12 protein-coding genes and 1 riboswitch are annotated in these 16,277 nt (G+C 55.4%); of the genes, 8 read left to right on the forward strand and 4 right to left on the reverse strand.

Annotated features, from left to right (window positions below):
- Positions 1–2: 2 nt before the first annotated feature.
- The gene (locus ALIPUT_RS05765; protein ID WP_004328826.1) at positions 3–803 is read right to left on the reverse strand and encodes a glutaminyl-peptide cyclotransferase; all 801 of its coding nucleotides are present in this window, start codon (positions 801–803) and stop codon (positions 3–5) included.
- Positions 804–1,091: 288 nt separating this feature from the next.
- Between ALIPUT_RS05765 and ALIPUT_RS05770 the strand changes: the two genes are divergently transcribed.
- The 6 genes from ALIPUT_RS05770 to ALIPUT_RS05800 all read left to right on the forward strand — a co-directional run bounded on the left by ALIPUT_RS05770 (position 1,092) and on the right by ALIPUT_RS05800 (position 10,597).
- Positions 1,092–2,417 (forward strand): trigger factor, encoded by a 1,326-nt coding sequence (locus tag ALIPUT_RS05770; RefSeq protein ID WP_004328828.1) that lies wholly within the window; start codon positions 1,092–1,094, stop codon positions 2,415–2,417.
- 240 nt (positions 2,418–2,657) lie between these two features.
- Positions 2,658–3,323 (forward strand): ATP-dependent Clp endopeptidase proteolytic subunit ClpP, encoded by a 666-nt coding sequence (gene clpP / locus ALIPUT_RS05775; protein ID WP_004328830.1) that lies wholly within the window; start codon positions 2,658–2,660, stop codon positions 3,321–3,323.
- Between the two features lie 271 nt (positions 3,324–3,594).
- A complete protein-coding gene (gene clpX / locus ALIPUT_RS05780; protein WP_004328831.1) occupies positions 3,595–4,884 on the forward strand; it encodes an ATP-dependent Clp protease ATP-binding subunit ClpX in 1,290 nt (429 codons plus the stop codon).
- 256 nt (positions 4,885–5,140) lie between these two features.
- Complete coding sequence (locus ALIPUT_RS05785; RefSeq protein ID WP_040293255.1) at positions 5,141–7,171, forward strand: transketolase family protein; 2,031 nt, start codon at positions 5,141–5,143, stop codon at positions 7,169–7,171.
- 285 nt (positions 7,172–7,456) lie between these two features.
- A riboswitch (cobalamin riboswitch) is annotated at positions 7,457–7,655 on the forward strand.
- 388 nt (positions 7,656–8,043) lie between these two features.
- Positions 8,044–10,134, forward strand: a complete 2,091-nt coding sequence (nrdD, locus tag ALIPUT_RS05795) for an anaerobic ribonucleoside-triphosphate reductase (RefSeq protein WP_004328835.1) — start codon at positions 8,044–8,046, stop codon at positions 10,132–10,134.
- Positions 10,112–10,597 carry a 4Fe-4S cluster-binding domain-containing protein gene (locus ALIPUT_RS05800; RefSeq protein WP_004328836.1) on the forward strand — a complete coding sequence of 162 codons (486 nt, stop codon included), beginning with the start codon at positions 10,112–10,114 and terminating at the stop codon, positions 10,595–10,597. Before nrdD ends, ALIPUT_RS05800 begins: the two co-directional genes overlap by 23 nt.
- 211 nt (positions 10,598–10,808) lie before the next feature.
- On the opposite strand, the gene metK is transcribed toward ALIPUT_RS05800, so the two are convergent.
- Positions 10,809–12,119, reverse strand: a complete 1,311-nt coding sequence (gene metK, locus ALIPUT_RS05805) for a methionine adenosyltransferase (protein WP_004328837.1) — start codon at positions 12,117–12,119, stop codon at positions 10,809–10,811.
- A 453-nt stretch (positions 12,120–12,572) separates the two neighbouring features.
- Between metK and ALIPUT_RS05810 the strand changes: the two genes are divergently transcribed.
- Both ALIPUT_RS05810 and ALIPUT_RS05815 read left to right on the forward strand, forming a co-directional pair.
- On the forward strand, positions 12,573–14,060 hold the full coding sequence (locus tag ALIPUT_RS05810) for a trypsin-like peptidase domain-containing protein (RefSeq protein WP_004328838.1): 1,488 nt from the start codon (positions 12,573–12,575) through the stop codon (positions 14,058–14,060).
- A 76-nt stretch (positions 14,061–14,136) separates the two neighbouring features.
- Positions 14,137–14,997 (forward strand): sigma-70 family RNA polymerase sigma factor, encoded by an 861-nt coding sequence (locus tag ALIPUT_RS05815; protein ID WP_004328839.1) that lies wholly within the window; start codon positions 14,137–14,139, stop codon positions 14,995–14,997.
- Positions 14,998–15,104: 107 nt separating this feature from the next.
- On the opposite strand, the gene ALIPUT_RS05820 is transcribed toward ALIPUT_RS05815, so the two are convergent.
- Both ALIPUT_RS05820 and ung read right to left on the reverse strand, forming a co-directional pair.
- On the reverse strand, positions 15,105–15,320 hold the full coding sequence (locus tag ALIPUT_RS05820; protein ID WP_004328840.1) for a hypothetical protein: 216 nt from the start codon (positions 15,318–15,320) through the stop codon (positions 15,105–15,107).
- A 200-nt stretch (positions 15,321–15,520) separates the two neighbouring features.
- Positions 15,521–16,183: a uracil-DNA glycosylase gene (gene ung, locus ALIPUT_RS05825; protein ID WP_004328841.1), complete on the reverse strand. Its 663-nt coding sequence runs from the start codon at positions 16,181–16,183 to the stop codon at positions 15,521–15,523.
- Between the last annotated feature and the right edge of the window lie 94 nt (positions 16,184–16,277).

Below are 16,277 nucleotides of genomic sequence, written 5' to 3' on the forward strand. Positions count from 1 at the left end.
TTTTATTGGGGTATGATTTCGATTTCGAAGAGTTTGCTCCATCTTTTGCCTGTCACGAAGATACGTTCCGAGGCCGCGTCGTAGGCGATGCCGTTCAGTACGTCGGTATCCGGGGCGATCTCTTCGTCCGGGAGCAGGCCGCGCAGGTCGATGACCCCTTCGACGATGCCGCTGGCGGGGTCGATGATGACGATCTGGTCGGTGACATAGACGTTGGCCCAGATCTTCCCGTCGATCCACTCCAGTTCGTTGAGCAGTTGTACCGGGGCACCCCGGAAGGTGACCGGCACGCTGCGTTGCACCCGAAAGGTTTCCGGATCGAGGATGCGCAGGTATTCGCTGCCGTCGCTCATGTAGAGCCGCTCGCCGTCGGTCGTGAGGCCCCATCCTTCGCCCGCATAGGCGAAAGTGCGGAGCTGCCGGCCCGTTGCCGCGTCATAGACGTAGGCTTTGTTGTTTTCCCAGGTCAGTTGGTAGATCTTGCCGTCGAGCAGCGCGATGCCTTCGCCGAATTCGCTGCGGGGCAGCGTAGCCACTACGTCCGTGCGTCCTGTTTCGAGGTCGATGCGCTGCAGGCGGGAGTGTCCGTATTCGCCCGTACCTTCCCACATCACTCCGTCTGCGAACAGGAGCCCCTGCGTGTAGCTGTCGGTCGAATGGGGATAGCTTTCGATGACCCGGTAGGTGTAGGTGCGCGGCGCGGCGGGGGTAGCGGCCGGGGTTTCCGTTCGGAGGGTTTTCGTGCGTCCCGAGCAGGCGGCCAGCGTCATCGCCAGCAGTCCGATCCATACGATTTTTGTCATTGGATTTCGTATTGTTTATATTCTGTCCGGCTGCGGTGTTGGCCGTTTATAGCCGGTATGTCCTTATTATAATTAGGCAACAAAGATAGCTATTTTTCGGGAAAAGACGTCGATTTCGGCACCCGAATTACGGATCGGAGGGGCTGTCGATCCGGGTGCTCTTCTCCGAAGCCCTTCCTGAAAGAAAAACGGATCGGTGCGGAGATATTTATCGGGTGTTTGTTGCTTGCTAATGAATTATTTTGTACTTTTGCCGACCCGAACTGTAACGTATAAAACAACTGAAATATGAATATCGTAAGAGAACAGCGCGAGCAGAATAACTCGCTCATCAAGGTGACCGTAGGCGAGAAGGATTACGGCGATGCGGTCGAAAAATCCCTGCGTGAGTACAAACGCAAGGCCAATATTCCGGGCTTCCGCCCCGGTATGGTGCCGATGGGCGTGATCAAGAAGATGTACGGCAAGGGCGTGCTTGCGGAGCAGGCTTACCGCCAGGCTTCGGAAGCAGCGTTCAACTATCTGCAGGAGCAGAAGATCGATTATGTCGGTGACGTGATCCCTTCGGAGGAGCAGGGCGACTTCGATTTCGAGAACGGGACCGAATTTGAATTCATCTTCGAGATCGGCGAAGCTCCCGAGGTGAAACTCGAGCTGTCGGCGAAAGATAAGATGACCTACTACACGATCAAGGTCGATAAGAAGATGCACGACGATTACCGCAGCAATTTCCTGCGTCGTTTCGGCCGTCTGGTGGATACCGACAAGGTAACGGCGGACGAAGCGCTGGAGGTGACGCTCGACAACGGCGATATGAAGATTGAGGGCGCTTACGTCGGACTGATTTCGATGAACGAGGAGGAGCGCAAGCCCTTCATCGGCAAGAAGGTCGGGTTCAAGACGCAGGTCAATGTCAATGAGCTTTACAAGACTCCGGCGCAGCGTGCCGCCGTATTGCAGGTCAAGGAGAACGAATTGGAGGGTATCAAACCCGAATTTTCTCTCGAAATCACCAAGATCCGCAAGTTCGCGGAACCGGAGCTGAACGAGGAGTTCTTCAAGATGGCTTTTCCTGCGGGCAACGTCAAAACCGCCGAGGAGTTCGAGGCGTTCGTCGATGCCGAAATTTCGAAAGAGCTGCGCCGCGAGAGCGACTATCTGTTCACGTTGCAGTTGCGTGATTTCCTGTTGAAGAAAGCCGGGCTGACCATGCCGGTCGAGTTCCTCAAGCGCTGGCTGTACGTCATCAACGAAGGCAAGTTCACCAAGGAGGAGATCGAGAAGGATTTCGACGCTTTCGTAAAACTGTTCACTTGGAATTATCTCCAGAAATATTTCATCAAGCAGGATAACCTTACGGTAACCCCCGAAGAGGCTACTGCAGAGGCCAAGGCGTTGGCACAGGCCCAGTTCGCTCAATACGGATTGCCGACGGCTCCGGAAGATATGCTGGCCAATTACGCCAAGAAGATTCTCGAGGACCGCGAGCAGGGACAGAAGATCTACGAGAAGCTGTATGAGATGAAGGTGGTCGAGGACGTGAAGTCCAAGATCAAGGTGACCGAAAAGGCCGTTTCTGCCGAAGAGTTCGCAAAACTGGCCAAGGAGATTTAAGAAACAGCGGAAAATTGGTATCCGATCAGAGCTTTGAGGGTTTGATTTTTGCAATCACTCCCTCAAAGTCTGTTTAGTAGTCATACTTCTGTTTTTTGCTTCTTCCCTCGTTTTTGCCGGATTCGAGCCTGCATCGTGTGTTGGCCGGGTACGGGAAATCGAGTAGGACCGGAGGCAAGTCGCGGAAAAATTTTTGAACCGGCTTCCGATGTTTTTTATTAACTTGCAAACTGTTCGGTTATGAATGAATTTGAAAAATACGCCACCCGGCATTGCGGTATCAATAGTCTGAAACTGCATGATTTCCGCTCGCAGTACGCGGCCTACGTGTCGCCGACGATCATCGAGGAGCGCCAGTTGAACGTGGCGACGATGGACGTCTTTTCGCGTTTGATGATGGATCGCATCATCTTTTTGGGGGCTCCGATTTACGACGATGCGGCCAATATCATCCAGGCACAGCTGCTGTTCCTGGAGTCGGCCGATCCGGAAAAGGATATCCAGATTTACATCAATTCCCCGGGCGGATCGGTGACGGCCGGTCTGGGAATCTACGATACGATGCAACTGGTGCAGCCCGATGTGGCGACCATCTGCACGGGACTGGCCGCTTCGATGGGCGCCGTGCTGCTGACCGCCGGTGCTGCAGGCAAGCGCTCGGCGCTGCCTCATTCGCGGGTGATGATCCATCAGCCGCTGGGCGGGGCCCAGGGGCAGGCATCGGACATCGAGATCACGGCCCGCGAGATCCGCAAGACCAAGCAGGAGCTGTACGAGATCATTGCGGCCCATTCGGGCGCTCCGATCGAGAAGATCGAAAAGGATGCCGACCGCGATTATTGGCTGTCGGCCCGGGAGGCCAAGGAGTACGGGCTGATCGACGAGGTGCTGACCAAGCGGGGATAATATTTCTGTTTCAATCTGCAGGGGACGGTCGATTTCGGGAGAGAAAATGCATCGTTTCCGATCAGCGGAGGCAGAGCGGGGCGCTCGATAGGCCGAGCGGAATAAATGAAGAACCCGGTTCGATATTTCCGGTGTGCGACGTCGGAACGAGGCCGATCGACGGCCGGGTAGAGATGATGACGGGAGTTTGTTTTCGACTTTATCCCGGCAGAGGCTCGTCCGAAAGTTCGACCGGGAACGAGAACGAAATTCGAAGGAAAACTAAAGACCTATGGCTAAAAATTACGGAGAAGACCTTTACGGCAACGAGAGCGATGCGTGTTCGTTCTGCGGGGCCAAACGCCGCGACGGTGCGATCCTGTTGAGTTCGTCCAAGGGTTGCAATATTTGCAGCAAATGTATTGCGAAAGGATACCAGATGCTCATCGAAAACGATGTGCTGCATGACGAAGCCGCATCCCGTCGCAAGGAGCAAAAGAATACTTCGTTGAAATTCGAGGATTTGCTCAAGCCCAATGAAATCAAGGAGTTTCTGGATCAGTACGTGATCGGGCAGGACGATGCCAAACGCTATATGTCGGTGGCCGTATATAATCACTACAAGCGGCTGCTGCATGCTTCGGGCGAGGCGAGCGAAGTGGAGCTCGACAAGTCGAACATTCTGCTGGTCGGCCCGACGGGTACCGGCAAGACGCTGATGGCCCGCACGATCGCCAAATTGCTGAACGTGCCCTTCACCATCGTGGACGCTACGGTACTTACCGAGGCGGGATACGTGGGCGAGGATGTCGAGAGTATTCTCTCGCGGCTGTTGCAGGTGGCTTCCTACGACGTGGAGCTGGCCCAGCGGGGAATTGTCTTCATCGACGAAATCGACAAGATCGCCCGCAAGAGCGACAATCCGTCGCTTACGCGCGACGTATCGGGTGAAGGAGTGCAGCAGGCTTTGCTGAAGATTCTGGAAGGCACGGTGGTCAATGTTCCGCCCCAGGGCGGGCGCAAGCATCCCGAGCAGCAGTTCGTGCAGGTCGATACGCGCAACATTCTGTTCATCTGCGGCGGAGCGTTCGACGGCATCGAGAAGAAGATCGCCCAGCGGCTCAACACCCGGGCGATGGGTTACGGACGGATGAATGCCGATTCCGTGGACCGCAACAACCTCATGCAATACCTTATGCCGCAGGACCTCAGGTCGTTCGGTCTGATTCCCGAACTGGTGGGCCGCCTGCCGGTGCTGACCTATATGGAGCCGCTCGGCCGCGAGGCCCTGCGTTCGATCCTCACGCAGCCCAAAAATGCCATCATCAAGCAGTATGAAAAGCTGTTCGAGATGGACGGCGTGAAGCTCGTGTTCGACGACGAGGTGTTGGACTATATCGTCGATAAAGCCATCGAGTACCGGCTCGGTGCCCGGGGATTGCGTTCGATCTGCGAAGCGATCATGATGGACACGATGTTCGATATCCCCTCTTCGGGAGAGCGTCGCTTCGAAGTGACCTTGCCTTATGCCCGGGAAAAGTTCGAAAAGAAGAAATTTTTGGCGCTCAAGCAGGTCGGATAGACCGGATTTGTATTAAATTTGTACCACCGAACGCGGGACTGCGGCGGGGGACCGGTGTGCAGTCGCGCTCGTTCGATCCGAACGAGCAGAATGAGGAAAGAAGGAAGATCTTCGGCTTCGTCCTTCGTTTCCATATATTTTCTGCCGGTAACGGGCCGAGTTGTGCATATTCGGCCGATTCGTCCGGGATGGGCGCCGAATGTCGGCCCGGGCTGTGAGGCCAATACATAAAAAATATAAAAGCATACAATCTCTTATGGTTACTAAATCCGAACTCACGCGCGTTGCAGACAACATCCGTATCCTGTCTGCAGCGATGGTCGAGAAAGCCAAATCGGGACATCCCGGCGGCGCAATGGGCGGCGCGGACTTCATGGCAGTACTTTACACCGAATTCCTCCGCTACGATCCGGATCAGATGGATTATCCTTTCCGGGACCGTTTCTTCCTCGATCCGGGACACATGTCGCCGATGCTCTACTCGACTCTCGCGCTGGCCGGAACCTATACGGTGGAGGATTTGCGTAACCTGCGGCAGTGGGGCAGCGTCACGCCGGGCCATCCCGAAGTGGACGTGCTGCACGGTGTGGAGAATACGTCGGGTCCTCTGGGCCAGGGGCATGCCATGGCGCTGGGCGCCGCGATCGCCGAGCGGTTCCTCGCGGCTCGTTTCGGGGAGTGGCAGTCCCACAAGACCTATGCCTACATCTCCGACGGCGGTATCGAGGAGGAGGTGTCGCAGGGCGTGGGCCGCATCGCCGGCCACTTGGGGATGAACAATCTGATCATGTACTACGACTCGAACAACGTTCAGCTTTCGACCAAGGTCGATGAGGTGGATACCGAGAACGTAGCGATGAAATACGAGGCGTGGGGCTGGAACGTCATCACCATCGACGGCCATGACGTAGAGCAGATCCGCGAAGCCCTCACGGCCGCCAATGCCGAGAAGGAGCGTCCGACGCTTATCATCGGCCGTACGGTTATGGGCAAGGGTGCGGTCGCGGCCGATGGATCGAGCTTCGAGGACAAGGTTTCGACGCACGGTCAGCCGCTGACGGCTGCCGGAGCCGATTTCGCCGCTACCGTCCGTAACCTGGGCGGCGATGCAGAGGATCCGTTCAAGATCTTCTCCGAGAGCGGCAAGGTGTTCGACGCCCGCCGCGAAGAGCTTCGTGAATGGGTGCGCACGCAGCGCGAGAGGGAGAAGACGTGGCGTTCCGAGCACAAGGAGCTCTCCCGCAAACTCGATCTTTTCCTCTCGGGTAAGGTGCCGGAGATGGACTACAAGGGACTCGAGATCAAACCCGACGGTGCGACCCGCGCCGCCTCGGCTTCGGTGCTCTCCTTCTATGCGGAGCGGATCGAAAATATGATCGTCGCCTCGGCCGACCTCTGCAATTCGGACAAGACGGACGGCTACCTCAAGAAAACCAAAGCCTTCTCGAAGGGTGATTTTTCGGGCAAGTTTTTCCAGGCAGGCGTTTCGGAGCTGACGATGGCCTGCATCGCCAACGGTATGGCGCTGCATGGGGGCGTGATTCCGGCGTGCGGTACGTTCTTCGTCTTCTCGGACTATATGAAACCCGCCGTGCGTCTGGCTGCCCTGATGCACCTGCATGTAATCTATATCTGGACGCACGACTCGTTCCGTGTGGGCGAGGACGGTCCGACGCACCAGCCCGTCGAGCACGAGGCTCAGATCCGTCTGATGGAACATTTGAAGAATCACCGGGGGGAGCGTTCTATGTTGGTGCTGCGTCCGGCCGACGGCGAGGAAACCGTTACAGCTTGGAAATTGGCGATCGAGGAGCATCGTCCCGTCGCGCTGATCCTGTCGCGGCAAAATATTAAGAATCTGCCCGCACTCAATCACAGCCGCCGTGAGGAGGCTGCCCAGCTTTCGAAAGGCGCCTATATCGTAGTCGATGCCGCCAAACCGGCTGTGGTGATGCTCGCTTCGGGTTCCGAAGTCGCTACGCTGGTCGAAGGTGCCGAGTTGCTTTCGAAGGAGGGAATCGCGGTCCGTATCGTGAGCGTGCCGAGCGAAGGACTTTTCCGCGACCAGCCCAAATCCTATCAGCAGACCGTTCTGCCACAGGGTGTGGTGCGTTACGGCCTTACGTCGGGTCTGCCCGTGACATTGCTGGGACTGGTAGGTGAAAACGGTATGATTCACGGTCTGGATCACTTCGGTTATTCGGCACCCTACAAGGTCCTCGACGAGAAGTTCGGTTACAACGGCCAGACGGTATATGAAGAGGTGAAGAAGTTGATCGGTAAATAAGCCGGTTGTAAAACGGATAGAAGACAGGCCCGGATGCCGATAGGCGTCCGGGCCTGTCTTCTGTTTGTTCCGTCGTTCTCCCGTTGATTTTTTCACGGGTCTTTCCGCTGTTTTTTGCACCCGTCGGGTTTCCCGAAGACTTGTCCGGCGATGTTCGGGGAAGAACGGGTGCAGCTTTGAAATCGGATCATGGACAGAGTGCCTTGGGGCGGCCTTTTCCTGTTATTGTTGATAACTTTTCCATAAAATGCCGGAGGGGCGGACCATCGAATGCGATTAAACCCTATATTTGTTTTCGGTATCGGTTCCCGATGTGGAGGGCGAATCCACCGGGATTAAAAGGGAATCCTGTGAAAGTCAGGAACTATCCCCGTAGCTGTAAGTTTCTTTTGGGCGGTACATTCTCTCAGCCACTGGCCGTTCGGGCCGGGAAGGCGTGCCGTCCGGAACAAGTCAGAAGACCTGCCGTACCGGGACGAGATTCGTTGCTTTCGGGTGAAAAGCGTCGGAACGGTTTCGGATGCTTCGTCGTATCTATTGCCGGTTCTGTAAATTCCATTCCTGCCTGTGTTGTATCGGGTCGGATCGCTGCGAATCCGTCGTTCAGAAGAGGTGTATTTCGGTTTTTCCGAAGGGTCGGTAAAAAGTCGTCGGATCGGACGACACCGATCTGGCCGACGAAGGCGTACGGTATGGCTCGGAACGTGCGGCTTGTCGTGTTTCTGCGGAGAAAGCCCGGCGGCTGATATTTGTTGCCGTCGAGCCGGGTCGGAATCGGCCGAATTTCCGTCGGTGGAGTTATCGGTGTGGGGAATTCGAGCGTTGAAAGTATGAGTATAATAATATAATATTTGAGGAGAAGTTTAATCGTTATGGAAACATTCATTGTCAAGAGGGACGGAACGCGGGAGGCGTTTTCGATGGAGAAGATTCAGCGGGCGATCGCCAAGGCATTCCTTTCGGTCGGGAGTTTCGCTACGCAGGACGTGATCACCAACATCCTGAGCCGGGTCAGCGTGACCGACGGCATCTCGGTCGAGGAGATCCAGAACCAGGTGGAGGTCGCGCTCATGGCCGAGCGTTACTACACGGTAGCCAAGGCTTATATGCTTTATCGCCAGCGGCATACCGAGGATCGGGAGGTGCGCGACAAGTTGCAGTTCCTCATGGAGTACTGCGATGCTTCGAACGCCGCGACAGGAAGCAAGTTCGACGCCAATGCCAACGTGGAGAACAAGAACATGGCTACGCTCATCGGCGAGCTGCCCAAATCGAATTTCATCCGTCTGAACCGCCGCATGCTCACCGACCGCCTCAAGGAGATATACGGCAAGGAGTTGGCGGACAAGTATATCGAGATGCTGAACGACCATTTCATCTACAAAAACGACGAAACTTCGCTGGCCAACTATTGCGCTTCGATTACGATGTATCCCTGGCTCATCGGAGGAACGATTTCGATCGGGGGCAATTCGAAAGCCCCGACCAACCTCAAGTCATTCTGCGGCGGCTTCGTGAATATGGTTTTTATCGTGTCGAGTATGCTCAGCGGCGCCTGCGCCACACCCGAATTTCTGATGTATATGAACTATTTCATCGGCCAGGAGTACGGCACCGACTATTTCAAACGGGCGGACGAGGTGGTCGATCTCTCGAAGAAACGGCGCACGATCGACAAGGTCATCACCGACTGTTTCGAACAGATCGTCTATTCGATCAACCAGCCGACCGGAGCGCGGAATTTCCAGGCCGTGTTCTGGAACGTTGCTTACTACGACCGCTACTATTTCGAGAGCCTGTTCGGAAATTTCCTCTTCCCCGACGGCAGCAAGCCCGACTGGGAGTCGCTCAGCTGGCTGCAAAAGCGTTTCATGAAGTGGTTCAACCGCGAACGGACCCGCACCGTGCTGACCTTCCCGGTCGAAACGATGGCTTTACTCACGGAAAACGGTGACGTGAAGGACAAGGAGTGGGGCGATTTCACGGCCGAAATGTATGCCGAGGGACATTCGTTCTTTACCTACATGAGCGACAATGCCGATTCGCTTTCGAGCTGCTGCCGCCTGCGCAACGAAATTACGGACAACGGGTTCAGCTACACGCTCGGCGCCGGAGGCGTATCGACCGGCTCGAAGAGCGTGCTGACGATCAACCTGAACCGTTGCATCCAGTACGCCGCACGTAAGGGTATGCCCTATCAGTTCTTCCTCGAGGAGGTGGTCGATCTGGTGCACAAGGTGCAGTTGGCCTACAACGAGAACCTGAAATACATGCAGTCGAAGGGGATGCTGCCCCTGTTCGATGCGGGCTATATCAATATGTCGCGCCAGTACCTCACTATCGGTGTGAACGGACTGGTCGAAGCAGCCGAATTTCTCGGCATTCCGATCAACGACAATCCCGATTACGAACGTTTTACACAGGAAATTCTCGGAATGATCGAAAAGTACAACAAGAAGTACCGCTCGAAGGAGGTGATGTTCAACTGCGAGATGATTCCGGCGGAGAACGTGGGAGTGAAACATGCCAAATGGGACAAGCGCGACGGCTACAAGGTGGGGCGCGACTGTTACAACAGCTATTTTTACATCGTCGAGGACGAATCGCTCAACATCGTGGACAAGTTCCGACTGCACGGCCGCAAATACATCGAGCACCTCACGGGCGGCTCGGCCCTGCACATGAACCTGCAGGAACATTTGAGCCGGGAGCAGTACCGCCACCTGTTGCGCGTGGCTTCGCAGGAGGGATGCAACTATTTCACGTTCAACATCCCGAATACGGTCTGCAACGATTGCGGGCATATCGACAAGCGCAACCTCAAGGCGTGTCCGAAATGCAACGGCAGGAATCTCGATTATCTGACCCGTATCATCGGTTATATGAAGCGTGTCAGCAACTTCTCTCAAGCTCGGCAGCAGGAGGCCGCGCGTCGTCACTATGCTACGCCTGGCCAGCTTTGATGTGGTGTTCCAGGAGATTCCGGGCGAAGTGACCCTCGCTCTGAATCTTTCGGGGTGTCCGAACCGGTGCGCCGGGTGTCACAGTCCCCATCTGTGGGAAGAGGTCGGGGAGCCGCTGGACGATAATTTGCTGAATAGTTTGTTGTCGGGATACGGAAATGCGATTACCTGCGTTTGTTTTATGGGAGGCGATGCAGCGCCCGGCGATGTCGCGCATTGGAGCGCCTGTGTGCGGGCTGCGACCGAGGGCCGGCTGAAGACAGGCTGGTATTCGGGGCGTTCTGAATTGGCCGCAGGTATCGACCCGCGCAGTTTTGATTATATCAAGCTGGGACCGTATGTCGCACATTTGGGAGGCTTGGATTCCGCTTCGACGAACCAGCGGCTTTACCGGGTGACGGACGGCGAAATGAAGGACATTACGGCGGAGTTGAGGAACAGGGATCGTATGTTATTGGGTTAATTGAATCATATTAAAAGGCTGCGAGGGCTGTGAACGAATAGTTCACAGCCCTCGCAGTATATGCCGGGCGGTTCGCGGATTTGCACGGAACGGAGTCCGTGCGCACTGTTTTTCGGTTTGAGGAACTCGAAAGAATTCGCTGCTCGCCTACGGATGCAGACAAGTAAAAAGTCCCCTTTTCGGGGACTTTTTACTTGTGCGGTCGGTCGCGTTATAGTCCGAACTTTTGCTTGATCAGATCGACGGCATCGAGCTTTTCCCAGCCGAAGAATTCGATCTCGCGCTCCACCTCGCGGCCGTCCTCCCACACTTTCTCCTTGCGGGTGTAGGGGCGGTTGCCGAAATGTCCGTAGGATGCCGTCGCTTCGAAGATCGGGTTTTTGAGGCCGAATTTCTTTACGATAGCTGCCGGACGCAGGTCGAAGAGCTTGGCGATACGGCGGGCGATCTCCCCGTCGGTCATGTCCGCGAGCTTCGGATTGCGGCTGCATACCGCACCGTGCGTATCGACGAAGACGGAGATCGGTTCGGCGATCCCGATGGCATAGCTCAACTCCACGAGAATTTCGTCCGCGATCCCGGCCGCCACCATGTTCTTGGCGATGTAGCGGGCTGCGTAAGCTGCCGAACGGTCCACCTTCGAGGAGTCCTTGCCCGAGAAGGCGCCGCCGCCGTGGGCACCGCGTCCGCCGTAGCTATCGACGATGATCTTGCGGCCCGTGAGTCCCGTATCTCCGTGCGGGCCGCCGATGACGAACTTGCCCGTGGGATTCACGTGCAGGATATAGTCGTCGCCGATCAGTCGCGCCAACTTATCCTTGGCGCGTTCCAGACGGGCCTTGACGCGTGGAATGAGGATCGTGCGCACGTCCTCGCGGATCTTCTCCTGCATGCGTTTTTCGGCCATCTTCTCGGTGACGCCCTTGCTCGTGGGGATGAAATCGTCGTGCTGGGTCGAAACCACGATGGTATGTACGCGCAGCGGACGGTGCGTCTGTTCGTCGTATTCGATCGTTACCTGCGACTTGGCGTCGGGACGCAGGTAGGTCATCACCTGCCCTTCGCGGCGGATGACGGCCAGTTCCTTGAGAATGACGTGCGAGAGGATGAGCGTCGCAGGCATGTATTCGCGCGTTTCGTTGCACGCATAGCCGAACATGATGCCCTGATCGCCCGCGCCTTGTTCTTCTTCGGCCTCGCGCACGACACCCTGGTTAATGTCCGGAGACTGTTCGTGGATCGCGGAGAGTACGCCGCAGGAATTACCGTCGAACTGATATTCGCTTTTGGTATAACCGATACGGTTGATTACGCGGCGTGTTACGTGCTGGATATCGACGTAGGCGCTCGAACGCACTTCGCCCGCGACGACAACCAGACCGGTGGTACAGAGCGTTTCGCAGGCTACTTTGGAGTTGGGGTCGTGACGAAGGAATTCGTCGAGAATGGCATCGGAAATCTGATCCGAAACTTTGTCGGGGTGTCCTTCGGACACGGACTCCGACGTAAATAAAAATCCCATTTTACATTTTTTTTGGAAGTTAAACGTATAAAATGGGGAAAAATTGGCTGCTGGAATAAAAAAGCTGTTTTAGCTATTTTTTATTGTGGTTTGCAATCAGTCAAATCTTTCCACATTCCCCGCCGATCGGCGAGGACTGCAAAGGTAAACATAAAAAACGGGGAATAAAAACTTATTCCCCATATTATCTTACGAAAAATAGGTGCCGTCTTATAGGGCCTTGGTATCTATCGGGTTACGTTCAAGGTCGGCAGATTCAGGATTTGGGCTCGGGTGAATTATTCTGTGTGCCGACGGCGGAGTTTTCGCTTCGCGACACGTCTAAAAGCAGGAAACACAATAATCGTCTTTTCTGGGCGTTCTGTAACTAAATAGAAACGCTCAAACAGAAACAGCCTATGGAATAAAATTGCCTCCGTAATAAAACCAGTTAAATTATTTCAATATTGGATTATGAAAAAGGCATTGTTATTATTAGGTATGATTGCCGCAGGCGCCGCATCCGGCGGTGTCGTCGCCTGGAGTATTTTATCGCCGGCCGAAAAGAACGGCACGCATGTTGTTACGCCGCAAAGCGGGGCAGTGTCTGACGACCCCTTTTCTCAGGCGGGAACCCATTTCACTTCGTATCAGGCCGAGCAGTATCCGGATCTTACGTATGCTGCCGAGAATGCTGTCAAGGCCGTCGTGAATATCGAGGTGGTTCAGGAGATCGAAGTTCCCGAGCGGCAGTACGATCCGTTTTTCGAATTTTTCGGTATTCCCCAGCAGGGCCGGCGCGGCCCTTCGACACAGGAGCGTCGGGGCGGAGGATCCGGCGTGATTATTTCCGCAGACGGTTACATCGTGACCAACAACCATGTGGTGGACGAGGCTACGCGCCTTCGCGTGAAGCTGAGCGACGGCCGCACGTTCGACGCCAAGGTGATCGGTACCGACCCCACGACGGATGTGGCGCTGGTGAAGATCGAGGCCGAGGACCTGCCTACGTTGCCTTTCGGCAGTTCGGATTCGCTCCGGTTGGGCGAATGGGTGCTGGCCATCGGATCGCCCTATAACCTGCAATCGACCATTACGGCCGGTATCGTGAGTGCCAAAGCGCGTCAGTTGGATGTCATTCCGAGCGAATTCCGCATCGAGTCGTTTATCCAGACGGATGCGGCCGTCAATCCCGGTAATTCGGGCGGTGCGTTGGTCAATACGCGCGGCGAACTGGTCGGTATCAATACCGTAATCAAGACGATGACGGGTAGCTATGTCGGTTATTCGTTCGCGGTCCCCGAAACGATCGTCCGCAAGGTGGTCGTGGATCTCAAGGAGTACGGCGTCGTGCAGCGGGCTCTGTTGGGTCTGGCATTCCGCCCCATAGATCAGAATTTCATCGATCAGATGGGCGAGGAAACGGGTATCGAGGAGTTGGGCGGCGTTTATGTCGCCAGTGTGTCCGAAGGGGGCGCTGCCTCGCAGGCCGGTATCCGCAAGGGAGATGTAATTCTTTCGGTCGATGGCGTGGAGTTGAACGAGGCTGCGACGCTTCAGGAGCAGATCGGCAAGCACCGTCCCAACGACAAGGTAAAATTAATGATAAAAAGGTCGGGTTCGATGAAACAAATCGAGGTGACCTTGCGTAATAAAGCAGGTAAGACGGAACTCCTCACGCGGGACGACGTCGATGTGATGGAAGTTTTGGGTGGAAAGTTCGCCACGGCCGATGAACGTCTGTGTCGCCGACTGGAGATCAGAGGCGGTGTGGAAGTGCTGGCAATCAAGGCGAACGGTATTCTGTCGAAGGCACGGGTAAGACCGGGATTCGTGATTACCCACATCAACGACAAGTCCGTGCGTTCGCTCTCCGATATGCAGCGGATGACCGATAAGGTTCGCAGCATCGACGGAGTATATCCCGACGGACGTTCGGCGAGCTATGTGCTTGTCGAATAGGGAAGCGCCAGGAAAGCCGGGTATGTTTTACCGTTTTTTATTGCCGTAGTTTAAGAATATTCTTATAAAATTAAATATGCGTCAGTTAAAAATTACGAAGTCCATCACCAACCGTGAGAGCGCGTCTTTGGACAAGTACCTGCAGGAAATCGGCAAGGAGGAGCTCATTACGGTTGAGGAGGAGGTGGAACTTGCCCAGCGAATCAAGAAGGGTGACCAGGAGGCATTGGAGAAGCTCACCAAAGCCAATCTGCGTTTCGTCGTGTCGGTGGCCAAGCAGTATCAGAATCAAGGCCTCAGTCTGCCCGACTTGATTAACGAGGGAAACCTCGGTCTTATCAAGGCTGCGGAGAAGTTCGACGAAACCCGGGGTTTCAAGTTTATTTCGTATGCCGTGTGGTGGATTCGTCAGTCGATCCTGCAAGCTCTGGCCGAGCAGTCGCGTATCGTGCGCCTGCCGCTCAATCAGGTGGGCTCGCTCAATAAGATCAACAAGGCTTTCGCCCGTTTCGAGCAGGAGCACGAGCGCACCCCTTCGCCCGAGGAGTTGGCGAATGAGTTGGAGCTTCCCAAGGAGAAGGTGACCGATACGCTGCGTGTCGCCGGCCGCCATGTTTCGGTGGATGCGCCTTTTGCCGACGGCGAGGACAACAGCCTGCTCGATGTGCTGGTGAACCCCGATTCGCCCAATGCCGACAGAGGGTTGATTAACGAGTCGCTCTCGACCGAGGTGGATCGTGCCTTGGAAACGCTGACCGAACGCGAGCGGGATATCATCAAATATTTCTTCGGCATCGGCTGTTCGGAAATGACGCTCGAAGAGATCGGCGAAAAATTCGACCTGACGCGCGAACGTGTACGCCAGATCAAGGAGAAGGCAATCCGTCGCCTGCGTCACTCCTCCCGCAGCAAGTTGCTGAAATCTTATCTGGGGTAGAGAACCCCGTTTATGATAAAGCCGGAACTTCTAAAAGTTCCGGCTTTTTTATTCCATTTCCGAACTTTGTTTTGCAATTGTCGCCGGTGACAGTCGGTGCGGGGCGATTACCTGTCGTCGGAATATTCGTCTTCGGTCATCATACGCTGGATGCGCAGGTTTTTACCCAAGACCAGGGTGATGGACAGCAACGCGAGAGCACAGACGGCGCAAAGAGCCAGCCATTCGAGCCGTCCCAATATGCCCGATAGCAGGACCCCCGCTACGGATAGTGCCAGGACCGTGTAACAGATGACGAGAGTAATCTTAAGTGGTTGCAGCATATTTTTATGGTGGCGATTATATTTTGCAATGTATCCTTATCCGACGGTCGCAGCATTGAATTCGAGGGGCGCTATTCGCGGCCTGTGCCCGCATTTGCAATGCAGCCCTTTCTAAATCCTCTTCTCGGAGAGGGCTTGGGTCGCTGTGCTTTCAGAGAGGTACTCTAACGCGTATAATCAGGTTTTAGAAGTTATTATGCTTACCACAAAATCGGTGCCTTTCCGATGCTTTGCAGATATTCGTTGGCCCGGGAAAAGTGTTTGCTGCCGAAAAATCCCCGGTAGGCCGACAGCGGGGAGGGATGGACGGCTTTGAGGATGCAGTTGCGCTGGGGATCGGCGATGGCGCCTTTGCGCTGGGCGTAACTTCCCCACAGCATGTAAACGATGCCTTGCTTGCGCTGTGCGATGGCCCGCACGACCGCATCGGTGAAAGTTTCCCAGCCGTGTCCTGCGTGGGAGGCCGCTTCGTGCGCCCGGACCGTCAGCACGGCATTGAGTAGCAGCACGCCCTGTTCGGCCCAGCGGTCGAGGTTGCCGCTCGTGGGAATCGGCGAGCCGGTGTCGTCGGCTACTTCCTGGAAGATGTTCTGCAGCGAGGGTGGGAACGGCACGCCGTCCGCCACGGAGAAACAGAGTCCGTTGGCCTGTCCTTCGCCGTGATAGGGGTCCTGTCCGATGATTACCACTTTGAGTTTGTCGAACGGGCATTTGTCGAAGGCACGAAAAATGTTGCTTCCTCTGGGGAATATCCGGCGGGAAGCGTATTCTTGCCGTACGAAGTCGGTGAGTTCTCGGAAATAGGGTTTTTCGAACTCTTCGGAAAGAATCTCTTTCCAGTCCGAAGCGATTTTAACATCCATGGCTGGTATTGAATTAGGCTGTTATATATTTCGAGTACCACGACCGTTTTTTGTTGATCTCGGCAGGCAGCCCTCGATCCTGCGGGGTGTCGTT

Origin of the sequence: Alistipes putredinis DSM 17216 (assembly GCF_000154465.1) — a bacterium.
Lineage (GTDB): Bacteria > Bacteroidota > Bacteroidia > Bacteroidales > Rikenellaceae > Alistipes > Alistipes putredinis.

Coding starts and splice junctions, on each gene's coding strand:
- ALIPUT_RS05765 (WP_004328826.1), bottom strand. CDS start 803: ATGACAAAAATCGTATGGATCGGACTGCTGGCGATGACGCTGGCCGCC.
- ALIPUT_RS05770 (WP_004328828.1), top strand. CDS start 1,092: ATGAATATCGTAAGAGAACAGCGCGAGCAGAATAACTCGCTCATCAAG.
- clpP (WP_004328830.1), top strand. CDS start 2,658: ATGAATGAATTTGAAAAATACGCCACCCGGCATTGCGGTATCAATAGT.
- clpX (WP_004328831.1), top strand. CDS start 3,595: ATGGCTAAAAATTACGGAGAAGACCTTTACGGCAACGAGAGCGATGCG.
- ALIPUT_RS05785 (WP_040293255.1), top strand. CDS start 5,141: ATGGTTACTAAATCCGAACTCACGCGCGTTGCAGACAACATCCGTATC.
- nrdD (WP_004328835.1), top strand. CDS start 8,044: ATGGAAACATTCATTGTCAAGAGGGACGGAACGCGGGAGGCGTTTTCG.
- ALIPUT_RS05800 (WP_004328836.1), top strand. CDS start 10,112: ATGCTACGCCTGGCCAGCTTTGATGTGGTGTTCCAGGAGATTCCGGGC.
- metK (WP_004328837.1), bottom strand. CDS start 12,119: ATGGGATTTTTATTTACGTCGGAGTCCGTGTCCGAAGGACACCCCGAC.
- ALIPUT_RS05810 (WP_004328838.1), top strand. CDS start 12,573: ATGAAAAAGGCATTGTTATTATTAGGTATGATTGCCGCAGGCGCCGCA.
- ALIPUT_RS05815 (WP_004328839.1), top strand. CDS start 14,137: ATGCGTCAGTTAAAAATTACGAAGTCCATCACCAACCGTGAGAGCGCG.
- ALIPUT_RS05820 (WP_004328840.1), bottom strand. CDS start 15,320: ATGCTGCAACCACTTAAGATTACTCTCGTCATCTGTTACACGGTCCTG.
- ung (WP_004328841.1), bottom strand. CDS start 16,183: ATGGATGTTAAAATCGCTTCGGACTGGAAAGAGATTCTTTCCGAAGAG.